At 52.3% G+C, this 22,424-nt stretch carries 21 protein-coding genes and 1 tRNA gene; 17 read left to right on the top strand and 5 right to left on the bottom strand.

All coding sequences use genetic code 11. The features are described 5' to 3' along the window. The first annotated feature begins 24 nt into the window (after positions 1-24). Positions 25-894 (top strand): M23 family metallopeptidase, encoded by an 870-nt coding sequence (locus AMUC_RS11725; RefSeq protein ID WP_012419311.1) that lies wholly within the window; start codon positions 25-27, stop codon positions 892-894. 15 nt (positions 895-909) lie between these two features. On the opposite strand, the gene AMUC_RS01410 is transcribed toward AMUC_RS11725, so the two are convergent. Then, on the bottom strand, positions 910-1,755 hold the full coding sequence (locus tag AMUC_RS01410) for a GYF domain-containing protein (protein ID WP_012419310.1): 846 nt from the start codon (positions 1,753-1,755) through the stop codon (positions 910-912). 544 nt (positions 1,756-2,299) lie between these two features. On the opposite strand from AMUC_RS01410, the gene AMUC_RS01405 reads away from it, so the two are divergent. Continuing rightward, entirely contained in the window at positions 2,300-3,115 is an 816-nt protein-coding gene (locus AMUC_RS01405; RefSeq protein WP_012419309.1) for a PA14 domain-containing protein, read from the top strand. A 99-nt stretch (positions 3,116-3,214) separates the two neighbouring features. Continuing rightward, positions 3,215-3,793, top strand: coding sequence for a hypothetical protein (locus tag AMUC_RS01400; protein ID WP_012419308.1), 579 nt, complete (start codon positions 3,215-3,217; stop codon positions 3,791-3,793). Between the two features lie 393 nt (positions 3,794-4,186). Here AMUC_RS01400 and AMUC_RS01395 read toward each other — a convergent pair. Next, positions 4,187-4,263 (bottom strand) — tRNA-Pro (locus tag AMUC_RS01395). A gap of 95 nt (positions 4,264-4,358) precedes the next feature. Here AMUC_RS01395 and AMUC_RS01390 point away from each other — a divergent pair. Next, positions 4,359-4,835: a GNAT family N-acetyltransferase gene (locus AMUC_RS01390; protein WP_012419307.1), complete on the top strand. Its 477-nt coding sequence runs from the start codon at positions 4,359-4,361 to the stop codon at positions 4,833-4,835. 77 nt (positions 4,836-4,912) lie between these two features. On the opposite strand, the gene AMUC_RS01385 is transcribed toward AMUC_RS01390, so the two are convergent. Then, positions 4,913-5,494, bottom strand: a complete 582-nt coding sequence (locus tag AMUC_RS01385) for a SagB/ThcOx family dehydrogenase (RefSeq protein WP_012419306.1) — start codon at positions 5,492-5,494, stop codon at positions 4,913-4,915. 304 nt (positions 5,495-5,798) lie between these two features. On the opposite strand from AMUC_RS01385, the gene AMUC_RS01375 reads away from it, so the two are divergent. The 11 genes from AMUC_RS01375 to AMUC_RS01325 all read left to right on the top strand — a co-directional run bounded on the left by AMUC_RS01375 (position 5,799) and on the right by AMUC_RS01325 (position 17,126). Beyond that, the gene (locus tag AMUC_RS01375; RefSeq protein WP_012419305.1) at positions 5,799-7,487 is read left to right on the top strand and encodes a 30S ribosomal protein S1; all 1,689 of its coding nucleotides are present in this window, start codon (positions 5,799-5,801) and stop codon (positions 7,485-7,487) included. Positions 7,488-7,623: 136 nt separating this feature from the next. Next, positions 7,624-8,025, top strand: coding sequence for a metal-dependent transcriptional regulator (locus AMUC_RS01370; protein WP_012419304.1), 402 nt, complete (start codon positions 7,624-7,626; stop codon positions 8,023-8,025). Positions 8,026-8,370: 345 nt separating this feature from the next. After that, a protein-coding gene (gene prfB / locus AMUC_RS01365) for a peptide chain release factor 2 (RefSeq protein WP_197736719.1) occupies positions 8,371-9,490 on the top strand; the annotation gives its coding sequence in 2 pieces (ribosomal slippage) (positions 8,371-8,454 and positions 8,456-9,490; 1,119 coding nt in all). 12 nt (positions 9,491-9,502) lie between these two features. Then, entirely contained in the window at positions 9,503-10,222 is a 720-nt protein-coding gene (trmD, locus tag AMUC_RS01360; protein ID WP_012419302.1) for a tRNA (guanosine(37)-N1)-methyltransferase TrmD, read from the top strand. 121 nt (positions 10,223-10,343) lie between these two features. Continuing rightward, positions 10,344-10,499 (top strand): small basic protein, encoded by a 156-nt coding sequence (locus AMUC_RS12285; RefSeq protein ID WP_012419301.1) that lies wholly within the window; start codon positions 10,344-10,346, stop codon positions 10,497-10,499. Between the two features lie 203 nt (positions 10,500-10,702). Further along, the gene (locus tag AMUC_RS12280; RefSeq protein WP_012419300.1) at positions 10,703-12,106 is read left to right on the top strand and encodes a pseudouridine synthase; all 1,404 of its coding nucleotides are present in this window, start codon (positions 10,703-10,705) and stop codon (positions 12,104-12,106) included. A gap of 18 nt (positions 12,107-12,124) precedes the next feature. Continuing rightward, positions 12,125-13,552, top strand: coding sequence for a tetratricopeptide repeat protein (locus tag AMUC_RS01350; protein ID WP_042447523.1), 1,428 nt, complete (start codon positions 12,125-12,127; stop codon positions 13,550-13,552). A 57-nt stretch (positions 13,553-13,609) separates the two neighbouring features. Next, entirely contained in the window at positions 13,610-13,909 is a 300-nt protein-coding gene (gene tatA / locus AMUC_RS13000) for a twin-arginine translocase TatA/TatE family subunit (RefSeq protein WP_012419298.1), read from the top strand. Between the two features lie 504 nt (positions 13,910-14,413). Further along, entirely contained in the window at positions 14,414-15,820 is a 1,407-nt protein-coding gene (locus tag AMUC_RS01335) for an MBL fold metallo-hydrolase RNA specificity domain-containing protein (RefSeq protein ID WP_012419296.1), read from the top strand. Positions 15,821-15,987: 167 nt separating this feature from the next. Then, a complete protein-coding gene (locus tag AMUC_RS01330; protein WP_012419295.1) occupies positions 15,988-16,347 on the top strand; it encodes an arsenate reductase family protein in 360 nt (119 codons plus the stop codon). An 8-nt stretch (positions 16,348-16,355) separates the two neighbouring features. After that, positions 16,356-17,126, top strand: coding sequence for an ion transporter (locus AMUC_RS01325; RefSeq protein ID WP_012419294.1), 771 nt, complete (start codon positions 16,356-16,358; stop codon positions 17,124-17,126). A gap of 101 nt (positions 17,127-17,227) precedes the next feature. On the opposite strand, the gene glgP is transcribed toward AMUC_RS01325, so the two are convergent. After that, entirely contained in the window at positions 17,228-18,892 is a 1,665-nt protein-coding gene (glgP, locus tag AMUC_RS01320) for an alpha-glucan family phosphorylase (protein ID WP_012419293.1), read from the bottom strand. 261 nt (positions 18,893-19,153) lie between these two features. On the opposite strand from glgP, the gene tdh reads away from it, so the two are divergent. Then, positions 19,154-20,191, top strand: coding sequence for an L-threonine 3-dehydrogenase (gene tdh / locus AMUC_RS01310; RefSeq protein WP_012419291.1), 1,038 nt, complete (start codon positions 19,154-19,156; stop codon positions 20,189-20,191). A 111-nt stretch (positions 20,192-20,302) separates the two neighbouring features. Here tdh and def read toward each other — a convergent pair whose 3' ends face one another. Further along, positions 20,303-20,983 (bottom strand): peptide deformylase, encoded by a 681-nt coding sequence (gene def / locus AMUC_RS01305; protein ID WP_012419290.1) that lies wholly within the window; start codon positions 20,981-20,983, stop codon positions 20,303-20,305. Between the two features lie 176 nt (positions 20,984-21,159). Between def and AMUC_RS01300 the strand changes: the two genes are divergently transcribed. Beyond that, positions 21,160-22,416 carry a hypothetical protein gene (locus AMUC_RS01300; RefSeq protein ID WP_012419289.1) on the top strand — a complete coding sequence of 419 codons (1,257 nt, stop codon included), beginning with the start codon at positions 21,160-21,162 and terminating at the stop codon, positions 22,414-22,416. Positions 22,417-22,424: the final 8 nt, after the last annotated feature.

Raw genomic sequence — 22,424 nt, 5'->3', positions numbered from 1 at the left:
TTCCGTGGGTATAGAGTCGGCACGATGATAGATAAGACGACATCCCGCGTCATTATGGGGCTTTTGGGAACAGCCTGTGTCTTGATTACGGCATTTGCCTGGTACAAGACGAAATATGCCGCCGTTCCGGAGGCCGGGATGCACCATAATATTTATGACGAAGACATTCCGCGGTCTGCTCCGGTTCCTGTAGATTACCGGATGGTTTTGTTGACGCCCCAGGAGCTGGCAAAGGCGCCTCTGGCCGATGTGTTTACATCGCCCCTCGGAGATGAGAATGGAGCGTTTACCTATGTTGCCCAGGGTGTGGGGGATATGAATGCCGCCCGTAAGGGAAGGCATGCAGGACAGGATTTAAATGGAATAGGAGGAGAAAACACGGATGAGGGACTGCCCGTGCGGGCCGCCGGCCGCGGATTGCTGATTTATGCAGGAGAACCTTCTCCAGATTGGGGCAATGTTGTCGTGCTGCTGCACCGCTTGCCGGACGGGCGTTTTGTGCAGAGTCTGTATGCCCATTTGAAAACCGTCAGCGATATTCCGCTGGGGACTCTGGTGGGACGCGGAGAGCAAATCGGCTCAGTCGGAACTGCGCACGGCAATTATTTGGCGCATTTGCATTTTGAGATGATTGAATCCATCGCTCATGAGGCGGGAATGCCGGGCTATGGGAAGACAACGTTTAACAGAATCAATCCGGATGAGGTGCTAAAGCAATATGCTCCCGACCCGGAAATGATGATGCCTGATCCTATTATTGCCTTGAAACAGGTTCAGATGGCGGCGGGGTGGGAAAAACTGCTGGAGAATCTGTATAAGGATAACAGCATGGAAGCTTTGGATAAAATCCTCCCAGACAGTCAGCCGCCCACGGAAGAAAAGGAAAAACGCTGATTACGGTTTTTTCGATCAGGAACGGGAGTTTTGATTTTTGGAGACCAGTTCCTCCTGTTTTCTGGTGATTTGCAGGACACAGACCAGCCACAGGATGCTGGCTGCCGTCATCAGTACGCCGGTGAGCAGAAAGGCCGTCACGTAATGTTCCGCCCCGAAAGGGAAAAGGGTGCACAGAGTTAGAGCCGTAGTCACCAGAAGATATAAGCGCAGGGAACGGGAGGGTGTTTGCAACATCCATTCTGCCGGGTTTTTGGATGCCTTATATATTTCCTGAAGAACCAGGGCATTGAGCACCATGCCGACTACCGGCATACAGCTTAGAAGAACGCTAAGGAATGGAGTGAACCGAATTCCCTGAACTTGAAATTCCTGAATATTGGCAGATGCCCGGTACAGCCAGATCAGCTGAATAAGCAGGGATGGAATGAACAGGATGCTGAGGAAGAAGACCAATGGTACTGCAAAAGATGGCATGTGAACCATATTCTGCTGGATGAGTGTCTGAATTTCTTCATAATTGACGACATTGTTGGAAAAAACAATCCAGCTGCTCCAGAGCATGAAGGGCAGCAATACGAAACATGCCAAAATGGATAATTTGGCTAGCCCGTTTAGAGGATAACGCAAGCGGTACTGCTGCTCTTCTGGCTGATCTTTGCCCTCCTGATCCTGTGTTTCCTCCCATACAGGTGACATCGGAGGAAGAACTTGGGCTACGGGCTGCCATCCTTCCATGCCCTGTTTCCAGGTAAGCGTTTTTGAGTCGATCACGCCCTGTCCCAGAAATTCACGGACTTCGTATTCGGAATAGGCTCTCGGCTGGGAATCGCCGGGAAGTTTCAGGAAGTATTCACTCATTACCTGTATTTTAGAGAAAGAAACATGCGCGGGGCAATGGGAATTTGACGGATGACTGATAAAGTATCCCAGCAGGGGCTTTTTTCAGATAGAAGAATCAGCTGCTAGTGGGTTTCTGACTGGCTTTTGCAGGGGAAGTGATTTTACCGGAAAATAAAATAACCGTCCGGAAGAGGTTGTTAGAAAATAATCGAAAGGACAGGATTCGAACCAGCGGTCTCTTCGTCCCGAATGAAGAAAATTTGAAATGTAACTATTGATAATCAATGATTGTGTTTCTTGTGCCCTTTTCAAATCCTTTGTTTTCCACTTGATTGTCGTGCCGTTTTAACCTTTTCCTTCACGTTCCGAATGAGGGTTGGATTACACGTTAAACGTGTTGATAAGGAGCGAGAAATCTTTCAAGGTTTCCATGAACTGAATATTCAGTAGTAAACGATACGAAACATAATATTATGGCTATATCTACAAAACCGTTCCACCCGTTGGATGTGGAAAACAACCGCCGCTACAAGGTAACGAATAAAGAGTCCCCCAAGATTGGATGGCACAAGACGGAAGAAACCGGGGACATGACTGGGAAGGATATATCCGCGTTCCGGAAGATGGAACCTATAATTTCACGATTCAGATTGACGACAACGGCTATCTGGAAATCAATGGTGAAAAGGTAGCGGAATTGACTGGCTCACATTCGTCCACATCCGTTTCTGGAAGCAAGGAACTTAAAAAGGGCTTCCACTATGCGAAACTGCATCATGAGAACCTTGCCGTCCCGGAAGAAATTGCTCCTTACCCCAATGCGGAGGAGTTTGTTCCCAAGATGGGAGATTCCGAACTGGAATTTTGGGAAATCGATGCTCCAAAAAATCTTTGGAATATTGCCAATGCACAACGTCTACTGGGATGCTATAATGTAGTGGATTATCCCACCATGACTACAGATGATGTGTGGAACTATATTGGAGGATGGCTGAACGATAGCCACGTTTCGGGAGATGCCAATTACATTAACAGTTGCGCCTTGCGTCTGAGCATTGCTCTTAGTAGTTATGGTATTGACCTTAATGGAGCTCCGGGAGCCAATAATATTGGAGCAAAGGGTAATTCCCAGGCGTTGGGGGGTAAAAAGCACGTTATCATCAGCGCAGCTCAAATGGCGGTTTATCTCCGTATCCTGCTGGGGGCTCCTGATTATCCGGATGATGGAGAAAATGGGTACAACACTCCCCAGGCTGGAGACATTATCGTATTTGGCGATAGTCTGCATGTGGGAATGTGTTCGGGAAATAACATTGGCGTGGGCAGTTTTATTTCCGGCCCCGTGTGGCTGCTCCAAAGATCGACACTGGATGACTAATAACTGATATTAAATAATATATTCATAGGGTGGACATTTTTTGTGTTTGCCCTATTTTTATTGAATATAAACCAAAAAATCAGTATCTAATATATACATATGAAGTATGTTTCTTTTCTTTGCATTCTGTTTTCAGAATTACTTTCAACCGTAGCCCTTGGAGAGCCAGACCGTTATTCCCATGTTGCTACGCAGGCCGAAGTAGAACAGGATAGTTTTCTCAGGGGTACAGCCCGAAATTTAGAAAAAAGCGATGTGGTCCTGTCTGTTATCATTTACAAAATAGTCTCCACTGACCAGGGAACGACGCACTATGCCCGCGTCGTTCAGTCGCTGCGGGGAGATATTCCTGTAGAAGCTCTGGTCAAGTGGAACGGGCACGCCAATAAGCTTCCCAAGGGAAGCGCTCCTAAAACGGAATTGTATTCCAGTTGTAATCTGAGTTATGTCCTTGCGTCTTCAAAGGAGGTAAAAAAACTGCTGAACACACCGGAAGATTTTACTCCGGCTGACAACATTTATGGACTGGATTCCTACAGCCTAGGCGACCACGTCAGATATTTTCCGATGACGGAGAGCGACCCGGGCCGTGCCATGAAAAAGCTCCTGCATATCGAGCCTGCAAAAATCACCGCCGAATCGGAAGCAGCTCGTTTCAAACCGGAATCCGGCAAGTAACCCGGTTTTATCTCCCTGCTTCGACTTCGTTTGACTCATCCCCGTTCATGAAATATGAACGGGGCTTTTTTGTGGAGGAGGTTCATTCTCCTTTGTTTAGGGGGATGTTATAGAGTACTTCCGCAGCGGCTGTGATGCTGCCTGGCACAGGGGTGAGAATTGGGCATAGATAATTTTTCCTCTGCATCGGTAAATACCCCCGACATCCTCCAGGCTTAATTGAGAAGATTTGCCCGTTTGATTTTGTTCCTGTGAGGAGGGTAAATTCAATCAGTATGATGCTGTTTATTTGCCTTGGCGCAAAATAGGGGAAGTGCAGAGTTATTAATGAGTAAAATTGTTTTATATCAGTAAATAAGTAATCAAAAAGCCGCCCGGAGGCGGCTTGGAAATTGGTCGAGCTGACAGGATTCGAACCTGCGACCTCTTCGTCCCGAACGAAGCGCGCTACCAGCCTGCGCTACAGCTCGTTGTTTGTGGTGCGGCAAAGTCTAAGGTTGAAAGATGGGTTTGTCCAGTTTTTTTTATTCGCCACGGCACTTAGTTGTGATACGGTGCCGGGGTTATGATGGATATGCTGGTGCGGCTGTATGATTTGCCCGATATTGAAGAAGACCTGAGGAGGCTGGAGCGGGAAGGTTTTTTGATTCGCCGTCCGGGTGCTTACGAACGTCATTTGGTAGCTGACTGGGTTGGCCGGAATTTTTCTCCCAAGTGGGTAAGTGAGGCGAAAGTCGCGTTTGGCCGCCAGCCCATTTCCTGTTATATTGCCACACGGGAGAAGAAGATTCTTGGTTTTGCCTGTTACGATGTAACGGCTCGCGGTTTTTTGGGCCCCATGGGAGTGGCGGAAGAGGTGCGCAGAAGCGGATTAGGCACCGTGCTATTGGTTTCCGCCCTGAAAGGTTTGCGGGAGCTGGGGTATGCATACGGTGTCATCGGCGGGGTTGGTCCGGCTGATTTTTATGCCCGGGCTGTGGGCGCGATGCCTATTGAAGGGAGCTCTCCCGGCATCTACATGGATATTTTGCCGGAACCATAATTCCGCCTGTTGTGGAATTTATTTCCATTTCTGATGGTTTCTTTTCCGGACTGTCCGGAGAATGTAGCCGGAAGTAGTTATTTTTTATATCCTACCGGATGACAGAGCATGGGTGTTTGGGGAGAGGTTAGTTTCAGGGCCTTTGCCAGGGCATCCTTGTTCATGCTGGCGCGCGGATAGGTAGCCAGTCCCGTCCCGGAGCAGAACAGGGAGATGTTCTGGGAGACAATGCCAGCGTCCATGGCAGCCCAGGGTTCCGCCGTATCCGTTACAAGAATGAGACATATGGGGGCATCCGCCGGGCGCACGTCCCCATCGTTTACGGGAATCATGGCGTGGGCCTTGTGGTCATAGAGGTAGGAGGCGTTTTTAGTGCATATATAAATTTTAACGTCCTGGCGGTTCATGGCGGACGGGGCTGTACGTTTGCCGGATTCCTGACGGTTGATGCCATTGGCCGCCCAGAGCAGGTCTGATAAATCTTTTTGGGATAGCGCTTTTTCAGAAAAGCTCCGAATGGATTGACGGTCGGACAGGGCTTTCATGATCGGAGCTCCCCGTTCCAGGTCCGGCTGGTCCAGTTTGACGGTATCCGCGGCGTGAAGGAAGGCTGTTCCGGACAGCCCCGCTGCGAGCAGGTAAAGGAGGTTTTTTTTCATGGTTTTGCGGCAGGAGTGGCTGATAGATGCAGGTATTCCTGCATTTTCCCATTAGCCGGAATTTAACATGGGACGGAAGTGCTACAAGGTTTTTGTGCGCTCGTTTTCTGCCGCCGTCCAGAGGGTCTCCACAGGTTCCGTAAAAAATCGGGAGGAGTTTTTCAAGAAAAGCCTTGAGTTCTTGTGTGAAACTGATATTGAAAGCAACCGATTTTTCGCCCGGCGGGGGAAGGCGCCCCGATTGCCCGCCGGTCAATAAGGGGCCATGAGAAAGATCGTTAATACTAACTCATCAACCATTTAAATGAGCACAACTGAACTGGCGGAACTTATTGACAGCAAGTTCCGCGAATTGCGTGAAGGTTCCATTGTTACCGGAACCATCCAAGAAATCCGTCCCCAAGTCGTTTTGGTGGACATCGGCTACAAGTCCGAAGGCGCTATTTCCATTTCCGAGTTTGAAGACGAGGAAATCGAAGTGGGGGACCAAATTGAAGTCCTTTTGGAACGCCTCGAAAACGACGAAGGCATCGTCGTCCTTTCCAAGGAAAAGGCCGCCCATAAGCAGAACTGGGATAAGATCGTGGGCGTGTACCGCGATGGCGGCCTGGTTAAGGGTAAAGTGAAGAGCGTCGTCAAGGGCGGTCTTATGGTCAATGTTGGCGTGGAAGCTTTCCTGCCCGGTTCCCAGGTGGATATTATTCCTCCTCGCGACCTGAACGAGTATGTTGGAAAAGTTTACGAATTTAAGATCGTCAAGGTAAATGACGACCGTAAAAATATCGTCCTTTCCCGCCGTGAGGTGATTGAAGCCGAACGCGCCGACCAGCGCCAGCGCTTCCTTGAAACCGTCAAGGAAGGCGACAAGGTGGAAGGTATCGTGAAGAATATCACGGACTTCGGCGCTTTTGTCGACCTCCGCGGCATGGACGGCCTGCTCCATATCACGGATATGAGCTGGGGCCGCGTGAACCATCCGAGCGAAATGCTCCATATCGGTCAGTCCCTGGAAGTCGTGATTCTGGAAGTGGATCGCGAAAAGGAACGCGTTTCCCTGGGCCTGAAGCAGATGACAGACAACCCCTGGGCGGATATCGAACGCAAATACCCGATCAATTCCCATGTCAAGGGCCGCGTGACCAAGCTCCTGCCTTACGGCGCCTTTGTGGAATTGGAAAAGGGCGTGGAAGGCCTAGTGCACGTTTCCGAATTGTCCTGGGTCAAGAGAATCACCCGTCCGAGCGATGTATTGAAGCTGGACCAGGAAATCGAAGCCGTGGTTCTTTCCATTTCTGTGAAGGAACAGAAGATTTCCCTCGGTGTCCGCCAGTTGGAAGACAATCCCTGGGCGGATATCGAATCCCGTTTCCCGATTGGTACCGTCATCAAGGGCCAGGTTCGCAACCTTACTCCCTACGGCGCTTTTGTGGGACTGGAAGAAGGCATCGACGGCATGATCCACGTGTCCGATATGAGCTGGACCCGCAAGATCAATCATCCCTCCGAAGTTCTCAAGAAGGGCGACGAAGTGGAAGCCATCGTTTTGGAAATCAAGAAGGAGGATCAGCGCGTCTCCCTTGGTATCAAGCAGCTTGAGTCCGATCCGTGGGAATCCATCAATGACCGCTTCAAGGTGGGCGATATGGTGACTGGCCAGGTGGCCAAGATTGCCAGCTTCGGCGCCTTTGTGAATCTGGACGGCGATATTGACGGCCTGATTCATATCTCCCAGTTGAGCGAAGACCATGTGGAACGCGTGAAGGATGTGATCAAGGTGGGTGATGAAATCACTGCCCGCGTGATCAAAGTGGACAGCATCGAACGCCGTATCGGCCTTTCCATCAAGGCCGTCAATTACGACACCGAACAGCTCCGCCGCGAAACCGCTTCCTTTGAAGCCCTCCGCCCGAGCAGCGATATGGTGGGTCTGGAACACGCCTTCAATCTGGCTACCCGTGAAAACGAAGAGTGGAGCCCTTCTGAAGAGAAGTAAGCCCGTTTTCGTATTACGCTGATTAATTTAACCGCCGCGAATGGTCATATTCGCGGCGGTTTTTTTCTCATTCCAAAGAAGTCTGGAAAAAATCTTGAGTTAGTTTCCACTAAAGTATTAGCTTTCATTTTATACCATGTTGGAGCTGACCAAGAGCAATGAGGATTATCTGGAAGCTATCGGGTTGCTGTCTGAAAAGAACGGGACGGCCCAGGTGAGGGATATTGCAGAGATGCTTAAGGTAAAGATGCCTTCCGTTACATCTGCCGTCAAGCAACTGGCGGATATGGGACTGGTGGAGTATACGCAGTATGCTCCCGTCAAGCTGACTCCCCAAGGCCGCAGAATTGCCGGGAAAATTATTGTCAGCCACGGTATTCTGTTTGATTTCCTGCGGGAGGAATTGGCCCTCCCGGAAGAACGCGCCAATGAAGTGGCTTGCCAGATAGAACACATCATGACTTTTGAGGAGATTGAAAAACTCAGGTCCTGCCGGATCCGCCCTTTTGAGGGTGGAGAGGAAAATTCCGCCAAGTAGCATGGCTCCGGGCTCTCTTATGGGAAGCCGGGGATATGGATGGCCGAGCCACATTCCGGAAAGAGGGGGAAGGGCAGAAGACGGTGATGTAAGGTAAGGGAATGAAATAAGGTTTTTGTCTGCTGTTTTTCCCATGGGGCATTGAAATGGGGAAGTGGGCTTGGTTTCGGAAATATTCATTTCCTGTTAGATGTTCTTCCTGCGGAAGAGGAGCGGTTTTGTTCAGCGTGCGGAGTGTTATTATTCTTGGAAATGGCCCGGTGCGAGTCGGAGTAAAAGAGGATGACTGGGAGAAACGGCATTTTGCCCTTTTCCGTCCAGGTAATTCGTGATAGGTTCCCGCGCATGGATCCCCATATCGCTGCAGATCTCTCGGCGCTCGACACGGCTGTCCTGCATAGCCGTCTTTCCGAGCTCGGGAGCTATCTTTGACCTGGACGGCATTCAACAACGAGTAGCCGAATTGGATGAACGCATGAGCGCCCCGGATTTCTGGGATGACCAGAATGCCGCACGGGCGCTGATGGCGGAGGTGAATCCCCTGAAACACAGGATGGAGGCGTTTTCCGCGCTGAAGTCCCGTCTGGAGGATATTGACGCTGCTATTGAGCTGGCTCAGGAGGCGGATGACGATGACCTGGGCCGGGAGGCTGTGGAAGAGTTTGCCAGATGGCAGAAGTCTCTGGCGGATTTTGAATTGCTGACCCTGCTGAACGGACCGCAGGACCAGGCTTCCTGTTATGTAACCATCCACGCCGGAGCCGGCGGCACGGAAGCCTGTGACTGGGCATCCATGTTATTGCGCATGTATATCCGCTGGTGTGAGCGCCGGGGATTTTCCGTGACGTATTTGGAGAGTACGGACGGGGATGACGCCGGCATTCGTTCCGTGACATTGAAGGTGGATGGAGAGTATGCCTACGGATATTTGAAGAATGAACGCGGCATCCACCGGCTGGTGCGCATTTCTCCCTTTGATTCCGCCGGGAAGAGACATACTTCTTTCGCTTCCCTGGACGCGACGCCGGAAGTTTCTGATTCCATCAATATTGAGATCCTGGACAAGGATTTGAAGGTGGATACCTACCGTTCCGGCGGCAAGGGCGGCCAGAACGTGAACAAGGTGGAAACCGCCGTGCGTATCACGCATATTCCTTCCGGTGTGATCGTGGCCTGCCAGAATGAGCGCAGCCAGCTTCGTAACAAGGAAGAGGCTATGAATATGCTGCGTGCCAAGCTATACCAGATTGAGGAAGACAAAAAGCAGGCGGAAGCCGACCGCCAGTACAGTGAGAAGGGAGACATCGGGTGGGGCAACCAGATCCGTTCCTATGTTTTCCAGCCTTATCAAATGGTGAAAGATTTGCGCACAGGCGTAGAGTCCGGCAATATTCAGGACGTGATGGACGGCAACCTGGATCCGTTCATTGAGGCCATGCTGCGCGGCCATAAGCGCGAACGCTGATGTTTTTTTCTTATGGCCGCCAAACTGATGATTGACGTTTTGTCCCTGTTCCCGGATATGGTGGAAGCCCCTCTTGGCGGCAGCATTCTGGGAAAGGCCCGTGACAGGGGATTGTTGGAGATACGCTGCCATAATATCCGTGACTGGACGACGGACAAGCACCGCAAAACGGACGATTACCTTTGCGGAGGGGGGCAGGGCATGCTGCTGAAGCCGGAACCTATCTTTGCCGCCGTAGAGGAACTTCGCCGGCGGGAAACCCGCGTTGTGCTGATGACTCCTCAGGGCCGTACGTTCAACCAGTCATTGGCCGCGGAATTGGCTGCCTCCGGAGGCCATCTCATTATCCTCTGCGGTCATTATGAGGGGGTGGACCATCGTGTAGTAGAAGAGCTGGTGGATATGGAATTGTCCATCGGGGACTATATTCTCACGAACGGGGCCATTGCCTCTGTGGTGGTAATTGACGCCGTAGCGCGCCTGATTCCCGGCGTGCTGGGGGATGAGCGTTCTTCCGTGGAGGAATCTTTTTCCAACGGTTTGCTGGAGGCTCCCGCCTATACTAAGCCGAACGTGTTCCGGGGCCTGGCTGTTCCGGAGATTTTGCTGGGCGGCAATCACCCCGCCATTGAAAAATGGAAGCACGGGAAGTCTCTGGAGCGTACGCGCCTGAACCGTCCGGATTTGTGGAGGAAGTGGCTGGAATCGCATCCGGGGGATGCCACAGAGTGATATATTTGGCTATTGCGCCAAATTTCTCTTGCCAAGTTCGGAACCTTCCGTTATAAAATCCCGCCTGCCACTGAAAGGGTGGTGTAAAGTATTTTTCTGAACCTTTTACAAACACAAGATCATGTCCAAACATTCCAGCCTCAAAGCAACCGGTACCGTAGGCGGCAAGCGTTCCGTCCTGAAGCGTTTTGAACGTGTCAAGCTTCTGAAGGAACGCGGCGAATGGAAGAAGGGCCAAAGCCCTCTCGGCCTGCCGAAGACCAAGCATGAAGCTTAAGCTTGTCTTTATCCTCTCCGGAGAGTTTCCCGGCGGAGTTTGCACGGCAAGTCATTTTCCTAATACAGGAAGCCTCTCGGATGTCTATGAACCGAGAGGCTTTTTTCTTCCGGCAAAAGAAAGCCTCCTCTTTTTGAGGATGTGAATTGCCGTAATATAAACAATACAAAATCATCCGCTGAGATAGCGGACATTATACCAATATGAGTGAAGAACAACATGGCTCCGAAGAAAACGGAGGTATCCGCATTAATAAATTCCTGGCTTCCTGCGGCATTGACTCCCGCCGGGTGGCCGACAGGCTGATTGGGGAAGGACGTGTGGAAGTGAACGGGAAGGTTATCGATACGCCTGGGATGAGGGTGACGGAGAAGGATTTCGTGAAGGTGGACGGCCGCCATATGACCCCTATGGAAGAGGTTGTGGTGCTGTTGAACAAGCCCCGCGGGTATGTGTGCAGCCGCGAAGCGCAGGGAGCCATAGGTACTGTTTACGACCTGCTGCCGCCGCGCCTGCGCCATCTGAATTATGTGGGACGGCTGGATGCCGATTCCGAAGGTCTTCTGATTATGACGAATAAGGGGGAATTGACCCAGGTTCTTTCCCATCCTACCGGCGGCATAGAAAAGGAGTACTGGGTGACGGTAGATCAGAATTTTGATAATTCCGTACTGATGCAGTTTTTGCGCGGAGTACGCATTCCGGAGGGAAATGCCAAGGCCAAATATGTTTGCCGCGCTTCCGCGCGCCGTGCCTGCATTGTTTTGGAACAGGGGTTGAAGCGTCAGGTGCGTCAAATGTTCCAGTGCCTGGGCCTTCGTGTCCGCAAGTTGGTGCGCGTGCGCATCGGCTCCCTGTGGGGAGGGGACTTGGAACCCGGGGGCTGGAAATTCCTGGATGATGCGGACGTGGCTCTGTCACTGAAAAATCCTCCCCGCCAGCGTAAATACCTGGGTGCTTCCCAGCTTGTCGCCGGGGGGGGCGCCAAGGGTGAGCAGGGCGGAAGAGGCGTTGATTCCGATGAGGATTATGTGTTTAATCCGGAAGATTTTGAAGCTGGCGATTCTTATGAACCTACTCCGGAAATGAAGACTCGTTTTGTGGAGACGGAGGATGAACGTGAAGTCAAGGAAGATGGATATTTCCGGGGAGATTCCGGCTTCCGTTCCCGTGACCGCCGCGGAGATTTTCATCGTCGTGGAGATGGCTTCCGCGGCCGCCGCGGGGATGGGGCCCTGCGCCGCGAGGCCGGTTTCAAAGAAGAGCGACGTAAAGGAGGGTTCCAACGCCGTGAAGGCGGCTTTGGAAGAGACCGCCGCGAAGGAGGTTTTCAGCATCAGGAGGGAGGTTTCAGGGAAAACCGTCGTGAAGGAGGATTCCAACGCCGTGAAGGCGGTTTTGGGAGAGACCGCCGCGAAGGAGGTTTCCAGCATCAGGAGAGAGGTTTCAGGGAAAACCGTCGTGAAGGAGGGTTCCAACGCCGTGAAGGCGGTTTTGGGAGAGACCGCCGCGGAGGAGGTTTTCAGAGGCGTGAAGGCGGGTTTCGTAAGCCGGGCTTTGGAGGCAGGTCCTCCAGCAGTTTTTCCCGCGGAAACAGGGGCCATTAATGAATGACTTGTTCCGGTATGAAGAAACATTGCAGATGGTGGCTTTTTGCCGGATTGTGGGGACTGTCCCTCGTTCAGCATCCACTTCTTGCTTCTCAGAATATTTCCTCTCCGGAGCCTGCCGGGGAGGGAAATTTTGAGGCTTACTTGTCCGGTCTCCGCGAAAGAGCTCTGAATGGGGATCCAGCTGCCGCCCGGGAGCTGTCTGTGCATTATGACGTGGAGGGTAATGCTGCGGAAACGTCCAAATGGATGTCCGAGTATGTTTCCTTGGCAGAGAAAAGGGCCAATAACGGAGATGTGGATTCCATGCTGGATTTGGGCAAGCTGTTTTATACAGGCAGCCGCCTGTACCCAAAGAACCTGGAAAGGGCCCGGTACTGGTTTACCCGGGCTGCTGACAGCGGTAATGCCGCGGCACAGTACCAGGTGGCTGTAATGGCTTCCCAGGGAGCAGGAGGACCGAAGGATGAAGCAACGGCAGCCCTTTATTATAAAAAATCTCTCCAGACGTGGAAGAAAGAGGCGGATGACGGTGATTCCAAGGCGGCGTTATGGGCTGCCCTTGTTTATGAACGAAAGCTGGTTCCGGACAGTTCTCCGGAAAAGTCAGTCCCATATCTTCTTCAGGCAGCGGAAAGCGGCAACCTGACAGCACAAGGCCTTCTGGCATTTAAGTACCGGGATGGGCTGGGAGTGCCGCAGGATGCGGCCAAGGCCGTAGAATGGTTTGAGAAAGCGGCCTCCCGTAAAGATTTGGGAGCCGTGATGGAACTGGGCATAATGTTCCGGGACGGCAAGTATTTGCCCCCTGACCGGGAAAAGGCCTTCCATTGGTTTGAAAAAGGGGCGGAATGGAAGGATCCGTACAGCATGGCTGCCCTGGCGGATATGCTGCTGGAGGGAACTCCTTCCGCAGAACAGGCGGCCCGGGCCCTGGCTCTGTATCGTGAGGCTGCCGCCGCCGGTTATTTCCCTGCGGCACTAAAGGCCGCGGAGCTGCTCCAGAACGGGAAGGGCGGGGAACTGGATGCGGATGAGGCCTACAGGCTGCTGCGGCGTGTGGCGGATGCTACAGGGGATCCCAAGGCCATGTACATGCTGGCCCAGGTATATTATACACGGGGTGATGAGGCTCAGGGAGATTCCCTGATGAAAGCATCCGCCCAGGCTGCCTATTTGCCGGCCATGAACCGCATGGCGCGTCTCCATCTTCTGCCGGACAGTTCACTGCCCTGGAATCCGGTTTTATCCTATTATTATTGGAACCAGGCTGGAGAAATGGGGGATGAAAAGGCGGCTTCCGCCGCTTTTTGGCTGTTGTGGGGCGGCTCAGGCATCTTTTTGCTGGCAATATTTATTATTGTCTGGCGTTTTCAGCGTTTTGCCGCCAGAAGGCTTGCGGAACAGCAGAAACAGGAACGGGAGGCCTCTGATGACGCATGAAGCGTATTATGAGGTATCCGGCATGAAAAAAATCTGTTAAAAATACTGTAGTACTCCATGATGAACATGTTAGCTATTTTTGGACTGGGAACACCGGAGATTATCGCCATTCTGGTGATTGTTTTCCTTTTGTTCGGCGCAAAGAAACTTCCGGAATTTGCCCGCGGATTGGGCAAGAGCCTGGGAGAATTCAAGAAGGCCAAATCTGAATTTGAAGAAGAACTGCTGAAGACCGAGAAGGAGACCATGAGTGATGCTTCCGCCTCCAAAACGGAGGTCCGGCCTTCTCCCGAGCTTTCCCAGCCCATTGACGTGGAGGTGGAGAAGACAGCGGACTCCAAACCGGAGGACAAGTAATTTTTTGTAATTGAACGGCATTATGAACAGGGCGGGAATTTCCTGTCCTGTTCATTTTAGCTGAAAGGCTTCATTAAGATTAGGCGGGACTCTTTTTGCCGGCCGCTTTTTTCAGGAGGCGGGTTGCAATCAGAACGGAATGTTTTCAGAATAACCTGCAGGTTTTATTTTTGGCAGTGATACCGGAGGGCTCTCCTGGATGCGGGTATTCCGGCGTGCATCCGTGATGGAGCATGTGCCTTGCGAAGGGGAAGTTTTTGACGGATGCATTTTTACGGAAACCGCAACCCGGGCGGGAAAGAAGTGCAATTTCATGTTCACAGGAATACTGTACAGAAGGAGGAATGGCGCAGTTTATTGGCTTTTCTCTTTTTATGGCCTGGAAAAAAGAAAAGGCGTGGATTTTGCGGCTGATGTTTCCCGTCTTTCAAAGGGTATATTGAATGAAAGGCTTCAGGTATTGATTTCTTGCGTTGCCCGCTGGCTTGTTGTACACATGTATTAATGAAAATTCATTTTTGCGGCGCAGCGGGAACGACGACGGGCTCCCAGCATTTGCTGGAGGTGAACGGGTGCCGGATTCTTCTGGATTGCGGCATGTATCAGGGGCGGCGTGAGGAGGCATGGCATATCAATAAGGATTTCCCCTATTTTTCCCCGGCGGGGGTGGATGCGGTAGTTCTGTCCCACGCTCATATTGATCATTCCGGCAATATTCCCAATTTAGTGAAACAGGGGTTTCAGGGAAATATTTACAGTACATTTGCAACCAGAGATCTTTGCCAGCTCATGCTGGCGGACGCCGCCCGCATTCAGGAGCACGACTGCGCATTCATCAATAAGATGAACAAGCGCCGCGGTATTCATCAGCCGGATGTTTATCCTACTTATTCCGAACAGGATGCGGAGCGGTGCATGCGCCAGTTCGTGAATATCGGGTATGACCGGCCCATTCCCGTTGTTCCGGGGGTGACACTCACGTTTTATGATGCGGGCCATATTCTGGGCGCTGCGCAAGTGTGCCTGGATATTGAGGACAGGGAAGACGGGCGGAAGAAGCGTTTCCTGTTTTCCGGGGATGTGGGGCGGGGAGATAACGAATTACTGCGCGATCCCGTCCCTGTTCCGGATGTGGATATTTTGCTGATGGAGAGCACTTACGGCGGCCGTTTCCATGAGGCCCCCTCCCGTGATGACGAGACGTTCTGCCGGGCTATCAAGGAGGCTCTGGAATTAGGAGGCCGCGTTTATATTCCGGCTTTTGCGGTGGAACGCACCCAGCAGCTGCTTTATCTGCTGAACAGGGCCTACCATGAAGGCACTCTGCCCTTGCTGCCCGTATATGTGGACAGTCCCATGGCAGTGGGTGCGACGGAGATTTTCCGCATTCATCCGGAGTGTTTCAATAAGGAGGTTTATGATTTCCTGTTCCGGGAGAAGGATCCGTTTTGTTTTGAACAGCTGCGTTTGATCCGTTCCGTGGGCGAGTCCCAGGCTTTGAATAAAATGAACGGGCAGGCTATTATTATTTCCGCCTCAGGAATGTGTGAAGCAGGGCGCATTCTTCACCACTTGGCGAATAACATCGGCGATCCGAAAAATACGGTTCTTTTTGTAGGCTATTGTGCGGAACATACACTTGGCCGCAAGATTATGGATGGGTGGAAAGAGGTTCCCATCCTGGGTAAACAATATCCTGTCCGGGCCAGAATACGGGAGATGGATTCCTTTTCCGGCCATGCGGACCATGGAGAACTGCTGGAGTATTTTGACAGGACCGGGGGGCCCAAGAGGAATATCATTCTGGTGCATGGGGAGGAGAAGGCTACCCAGGCTCTGGCGGGGGCACTTCGGGAGCGTCAGGCCAATCCCGTTTCCATCGCGCAGTTGGGAAGCGCCATGGTGCTTTAATGTTCCGGAATATAGAATTTCTGCGGTATCCGCACGCATTCCGGGCTTTCGTTCTCAGGTTTTGTGTTCAACGGCGGGTACATCGGCAGCCTTCCAATCAAGTCATGACGTCGGGATGGCTGCGCTGGCCGCTTGACCCGGTGTGTTTACGGGGCTAGCGTGCGGATATGTCTTCATTATTTATTGAATATCCCAAATGCACGACCTGCCAGAAAGCAAAGAAGTGGCTTGATGAGCAGGGAATTTCTTATGAGGATCGCCATATTGTGGAACAGAATCCCACGGCAGAGGAACTGCGGAGCTGGATTGAAGGGAGCGGATTGCCGGCCAAGAAGTTTTTTAATACCAGTGGATTGCTTTACAAGAGCATGAAGTTGAAAGATCAGCTTGCCGACATGAGCCTGGATGAGCAGATAGCCCTGCTGGCTTCCAACGGCATGCTGGTTAAACGCCCCATTTTTATTACCAATGGAAAGATATGCGTCGGCTTCAAGGCTGACGAGTGGAAGGCCGCCCATCGTTCCTAATTCCCGCCATGCCCCAAATTACCCGCACCAAGCTGGGCGCTGCCAATTTCGGTCCCTGGGAGAACATTGTCAGGGTACTGATTCTGGTATGGTTCATGCTGTACACGTTGAATGCCATTCCGGATATTCATCCTCTGGTAGGCCGTATCGCGGCCAAGGTGAATTACTGGATCAGCTATTTCTTCATGTTTGAGTATATCCTGCGGGTGCTGTGCGCCAAACCGCGGAAGGCTTATATTTTCAGCGGCATGGGTATTCTGGATTTTATTGTCTGCGTGCCGTTCCTGGGCATGTTTTTCGGGACGGACTGGCAGATTCTTTATTCCCTGAGGATTGTCCGCATACTGGCTATTTTCAAGTTGGCCCGGTTTAATGAAACCGCCGCCAGTTTTAAAAAGGCTTTCTACCTGATCCGGGATGAGTTTTTTCTGTTTTTCTCCGTGATCCTGTTCATGCTGTACGTCACTTCCCTGGGAATTTATATTGCAGAGCACGATGCCCAGCCCGAGAAATTCGGTTCCTTTTTTGACGCGCTCTGGTTTGCCGTGGAAACGTTGAGTACGGTCGGGTACGGAGACCTGGTGCCTATTACGCCCATGGGGCGTATTTTTACCGGGGTGATTATGTTTATTGCCGTGTCCATCATTGCTATTTCCACAGGGCTGATCACGTCTGCTTTTTCCCGCGTATGGCAGCAGGAGAATGTTTTTGCGCACCGTCATAAGCGGGACGCAGACAAGGTGGCGGCGGAGGCCGGGGAGGAGGAAGTACCCAAGTAGGTTTGGCCCGCTTCCCGTGGATTTTTGACACCGGTTTCAAAAAGAACGGCCGCCTTTCCCAAAGAAAGGCGGCCGTTGCGTAAGAGGGACAAGGCTGTATCTTAGCTGTTGTACATTTCCGTGTAGTACTGATCCGCCATGCGGTCGGAGTCGAATTCGGGATAGATGTCTGTCATCGCATTGAAAACGATGTCCATCCACTTGTCGTTGTGATCGTAGTAGAGGGGAAGAATCTTGTCGTCCAGAATGTTGTAGAAGTTATCGCGGTCGGAGCGGTCGCGGGCTTCCGGGGAGAGATGGGCGGGCGCTTCCGGAATGACGAAGCAGTTTTCTCCGTCCTTGGCGAATTCACAGATCCAGCCGTCATTGGTGGAGACGGAGATGGAGCCGTTCATGGCGGCGGACATGCCGGAGGTGCCGGATGCTTCCCGGGTTACCACGGGGTTGTTGAGCCATACGTCGGAGCCGTTTTTCAGGTAGCGGCTCAGGCCCAGTTCATAACCGGTGAGCACGGCGGAACGGGGATATTTGGCCGTCAAGTCATTCAGGCGGTTGAAGATTTCAATAGCGCCATGATCCATCGGGTAGGGTTTGCCGGCCCAGATGAACTGCACCGGATAGTTGGTGCGCTGGAGCATGCGTTCGAACATCGTGGGATTGCCGGTGACCAGGTCCGGACGCTTGTAGGCCGCAAAACGGCGAGCCCATACGATGGTGAGGCAGTTCGGGTCAAAGACGCGGCCCGTTTGTTCACCCACCATGCGGAAGAGGGCTTTTTTCAGAGCCCGCTTGCGGCGGATGAACGCTTCCTTGTTGCGGGCCTGGAAAGCTTCCGCCAGTTCCGGATCCTGCCAGTATTTCTGGTTCTGGGCATTCGTGATATGGATGATGGGGCATATGCCTTCATAGTCCTTCCACATCTGGCGGGATACTTCTCCATGGAGTTTGGAAACGCCGTTGGCGATGTGGGAGAGGCGCAGGGCGGCCAGCGTGTAGTTGAACGTATTGTCCGTCATGCCTACGGCGGCGCGCACCTGTTCCATGGAGAGCCCGTCGAAGAAGGAGAACGTATTCATGGTGTTTACGTCCATCTTTTCGTTGCCGGCTTCTTCCGGGGTATGGGTAGTGAAAACGAAACGCTTGCGCACTTCTTCCACGCTGCCCGTCTTGGCAAGCACGTGGAAGGCCGCAGCCAGGCCGTGGGCTTCGTTTAGATGGTAGATTTCCGGTTCAATGCCCAGTTCGTCAAAAAGGCGGGCGCCTCCTTTGCCCAGCAGTACGTACTGGGCGATGCGGGTGAAGCCGTTGGCGTCGTACAGGCGGCGGGAGATATTGCGGCTTTCCTCGTCATTTTCCTCCAGGTCCGTGGAAAGGAAGAACATGGGCGCAGTGCCGAATGTTTCCGGATTCAGGAAGTAGGCTTTTACCCAGACGGGCGCTCCGCAGACATGAATGAGGAATTTGATGTTGTGATCTTCCAGGAACGGGTAGTTTTTACGCATGTATTGCGTGGCCATGGATCCGTCCTCCGCACGGATCTGGTTGTAGTAGCCGTAGCTCCACAGAATGCCGACGCCTACGAGGTTCTGGCGCAGATCATGCGCACTGCGCATATGGGAGCCGGACAGATAGCCCAGGCCGCCGGAATAGATTTTAAATGAATTATCAATGGCGTATTCCATGGAGAAGTACGCAACGCTTTTCCCATATTTGGGGTCTATTTCATACGGGTGCTCGAAAATGGTGGGTAAAAATGATTTCGCCATGGTTCTGTAAATAGAGTAAAGTGTTCAAAAGGAGAACTCGCACGCCTTGGTATCATGATTCCTTCCTGTTGGAAAGGGCAAATTGCGTGTGTGTCTGAATTGTCGATTGAACAGGAATGTCTTTCCGGCGTTTGTCGCCCGCCGCTGCTCCGGGCGTTTCCATGGGAAGGGAAGGGGGGGGCGGAAGCCTCCGTTCCCTAGGCTTTTTCGGCGCTCCGAAATGAATTTTGAGCTTGCCGACGCAGGGGAAAAAGAGCATGAATGGGGGGCATGAAAGCTCTTGTAAAAACGCAGGCTGGCCCCGGTTTGGAATTGATGGATGTTCCTATGCCGGAAGTCGGCCCGAATGACGTCCTGATCAAAATTCATAAAACAGCCATTTGCGGCACGGATCTTCATATTTGGAATTGGGATAAATGGGCCCAGCAGACCATTCCGGTAGGGATGCATGTGGGCCATGAGTTCTGCGGCGTGATTGAGTCCGTAGGTTCTTCCGTGACGGAATACAAGCCCGGGGAGATTGTTTCCGGTGAGGGGCATATTGTCTGCGGCCATTGCCGCAGCTGCCGTTCAGGGCAGAAGCACTTGTGCCCCAACACAAAGGGTGTGGGAGTCAACAGGCCCGGCTGCTTTGCGGAGTACCTTTCCATTCCGCAGGATAACGTGGTGCGCATCCACAAGAGCATTCCGATGGAAATCGCCTCCATTTTTGACCCGCTGGGCAACGCCGTCCATACGGCTTTGTCCTGGGATCTGGTGGGCGAGGACGTACTGATTACGGGAGCCGGGGTTATCGGCTGCATGGCTGCCGCCGTCTGCAAGAAGGCCGGAGCCAAGACGGTGGTTATTACGGACATCAATGATTTCCGCCTGGGTCTTGCCAAAACGCTGGGGGCGGACCGAACCGTGAACGTGACCCGTGAAAAGCTGGAAGACGTGATGAAGGAACTGGAAATGACGGAGGGATTTGACGTGTGCCTGGAAATGAGCGGCGCTCCGTCCTGCCTGAAGGACATCATCGACAATTCCCGCAACGGAGCCAACATTTCCCTGCTGGGGATTCAGCCCGATGGTTCCAGCATCGAGTGGAATAAGTTCATTTGGAAAGGGTTGAAGATGAAAGGCATTTATGGCCGTGAAATTTTTGAAACTTGGCATAAAATGGATTCCATGATCCGCAGTGGCTTGAATGTGGCGCCCATCATCACGCACCGTCTGCCCTACACGGAATTCCGGGAAGGGTTTGAAGCCATGAATTCGGGAAAATCCGGCAAGGTTGTTCTGGACTGGATTGTTTGATTCTCTCTTTTTCTTTCCATGTGATTATGGATGCCCCGGTTTCCTGGAGGGAGACCGGGGCGTTTTTTAGGGAAGGGCAGTAAAAGGGGGGATAGGTTTGTTGCCTGAACGTCAGGCTGTTTTTCCGGGAGGCTGCGGCATCCGGGCTTTCCGTGCCTGGGCGCGGCGTTTTTCCTTCATGCGGCGAGCGTAGCTGTCGTCATCTTCTTCAAAAGCGTCCGGATGGGTCAATCTGAGCCTCCGTATCACCTTGTCATGGTCACCGGAGGAAACCAGATCCGTAAACAGGCCGCCGTGAAGGTGGTCTACCTCGTGCTGCAGGCAGCGCGCCAGCAGTCCGTTGCATTTCACGGTCACAGTCCGTCCGTCCATCATGGTTAAAACAGCCCTTACGCAGGAGCGGCGCATCACGTTCGCATATACTTTGGTGATGCTCAGGCACCCTTCCCGGTACGGCACTTTTTTGCCGAAGGGATGCAGGATGGGATTGATAAAATTCAAGGGCATGATTCGGGACAACGTAGTTGGGCATCCGTCCACTTCCAGCCAGGTAGTGGTTGCGTCTGTGGAAGGGATGTTGATGGTGACCAGCTGGATGGGCCTGCCCACCTGCGGCGCGGCCAGGCCTATGCCTCCCTGGGCCAGGGTTTCCTGCATATCGTCCAGGAAGGAAAGGATATCCCTGTTGATATGAACCACGGGCCCGCATTCCTCTCTCAAAAGAGGATGTCCGTATTGAAGAATATCAAGAATCACGGCAGACAGGATGATATGGATAAAAGAGTGTGACATCCCGATTCAGAAGAGTGTTCATTATATTAAATGAATATTTTTTCCGTCGAAGGAACGGAAATGTTTTTCCCGGATGAAATGAAAAGGCCTTGAACTTTGATGACGCTTTTTTACGGTAGTTCCGGTACCGCGATGCGGGCCGGAGTTTCATTCTCCCTCCTCAACGCTACGTTCTCATGAAGCTTGGCTCCTGTTTTTCTCTGTTCCCGAATTTGCCGTTGATGGGAGGCGCGCTCCTGCTGGCGCTGTGTTTGTGTTCCTGCGGAGATAAGGAAAAGGAGGCCGGGGCTGCGGAAGCAGGGAAGTCAGAAAGGCTTTCCCCGGTGGAATCTTATGAAGAGCTGCTTTCCCTGCGCCTGAAGGAAGTGGAACAGATGACGGATCTGGTCGTTTCCATCCAGGACCGTACCGCAGGAGAGGCCCTGATGAATGAACTTGGGCGCCTGACGGAGAAGTTTAAATTTTACGATATGAATTGCGGGCGCCTGATGGCTCTGAATCCGCGCGTGCATGAAGAATCGCGTAAGATGCATCCCGCCTTTCATTCCATTCTCCGGGAGCGCGTGGACAAGGCCCGCGACCGGATGATGTCGGGAATACTGAAGCTCCATGAATTCAGGTATTATGATTCCGATGTCATCAGGAATGATCTGGAAAAGTGCGGTCTCAGCCTGACGGACGAACGGGTGGCCCTGTATTTGAACAACAAGATAAAGCCGTTTCTGAAGGCTTATCTGGAACAGTATTCCACCATGGTGGACATGCTGGAGGGGATTGACAATAAAGTTGCGGCGGAAGCCTATGCCGTATCTGTAGCCCTTCAGGGACGAATGGTCAGGGATCAGATGAACAACATTGCCAGAATGGAGAAGAAGTATGGAGACTGGATTCCCGGTTTTGAACGGCATTTCCATGATGGGCTGGAAAAGATGAGAAAGAAGGCGGAGGATGAGCGCAAACGCGCTTTCCGGGCGCTCCTGAAGCTCACGACGGCCAGGATGTATGATTCCCCTTCCATGCAAAAGGCAGTGGAGGGGCTCAAAATAGAGCAACCCAGGCTAATCGATTTTCAGGAGTTCTGGGCCGATCCTGTCGCGGCCATGGAAGAGTTCTGCATGTGCCTGGAGAGAATTGACTTTCTCCTGCGCAGCATCAAGGATGCCGGAACGGCTGACCAGTGCGCCATGGAGCTGGTGGAAGTGGTGGCCAAGTTGAAAAGGTTGCGCTATGTTGTTGATGATTTCCAAAAATCCGGACGTATGAATCTGGTGAAAACCAGGGATATGGAGCGTATCAGCCGCCGTGCGGAGGAAGCGGAAATGGCCGTTTCCGGTTCCATGGCCCGTCTTATTGTGGAAACGGACGTGGTAACCCGTTCTCCTCTCCTTTCCAGAGCCATGGGGCTTTACCGCGATGTAATGTATGCACGTTAAGTACCGTA

This window comes from Akkermansia muciniphila ATCC BAA-835 (assembly GCF_000020225.1).
GTDB lineage: Bacteria > Verrucomicrobiota > Verrucomicrobiia > Verrucomicrobiales > Akkermansiaceae > Akkermansia > Akkermansia muciniphila.
Note: the sequence above shows the minus strand (reverse complement) of the source record. Positions and strands in the feature narration are given on the sequence as shown.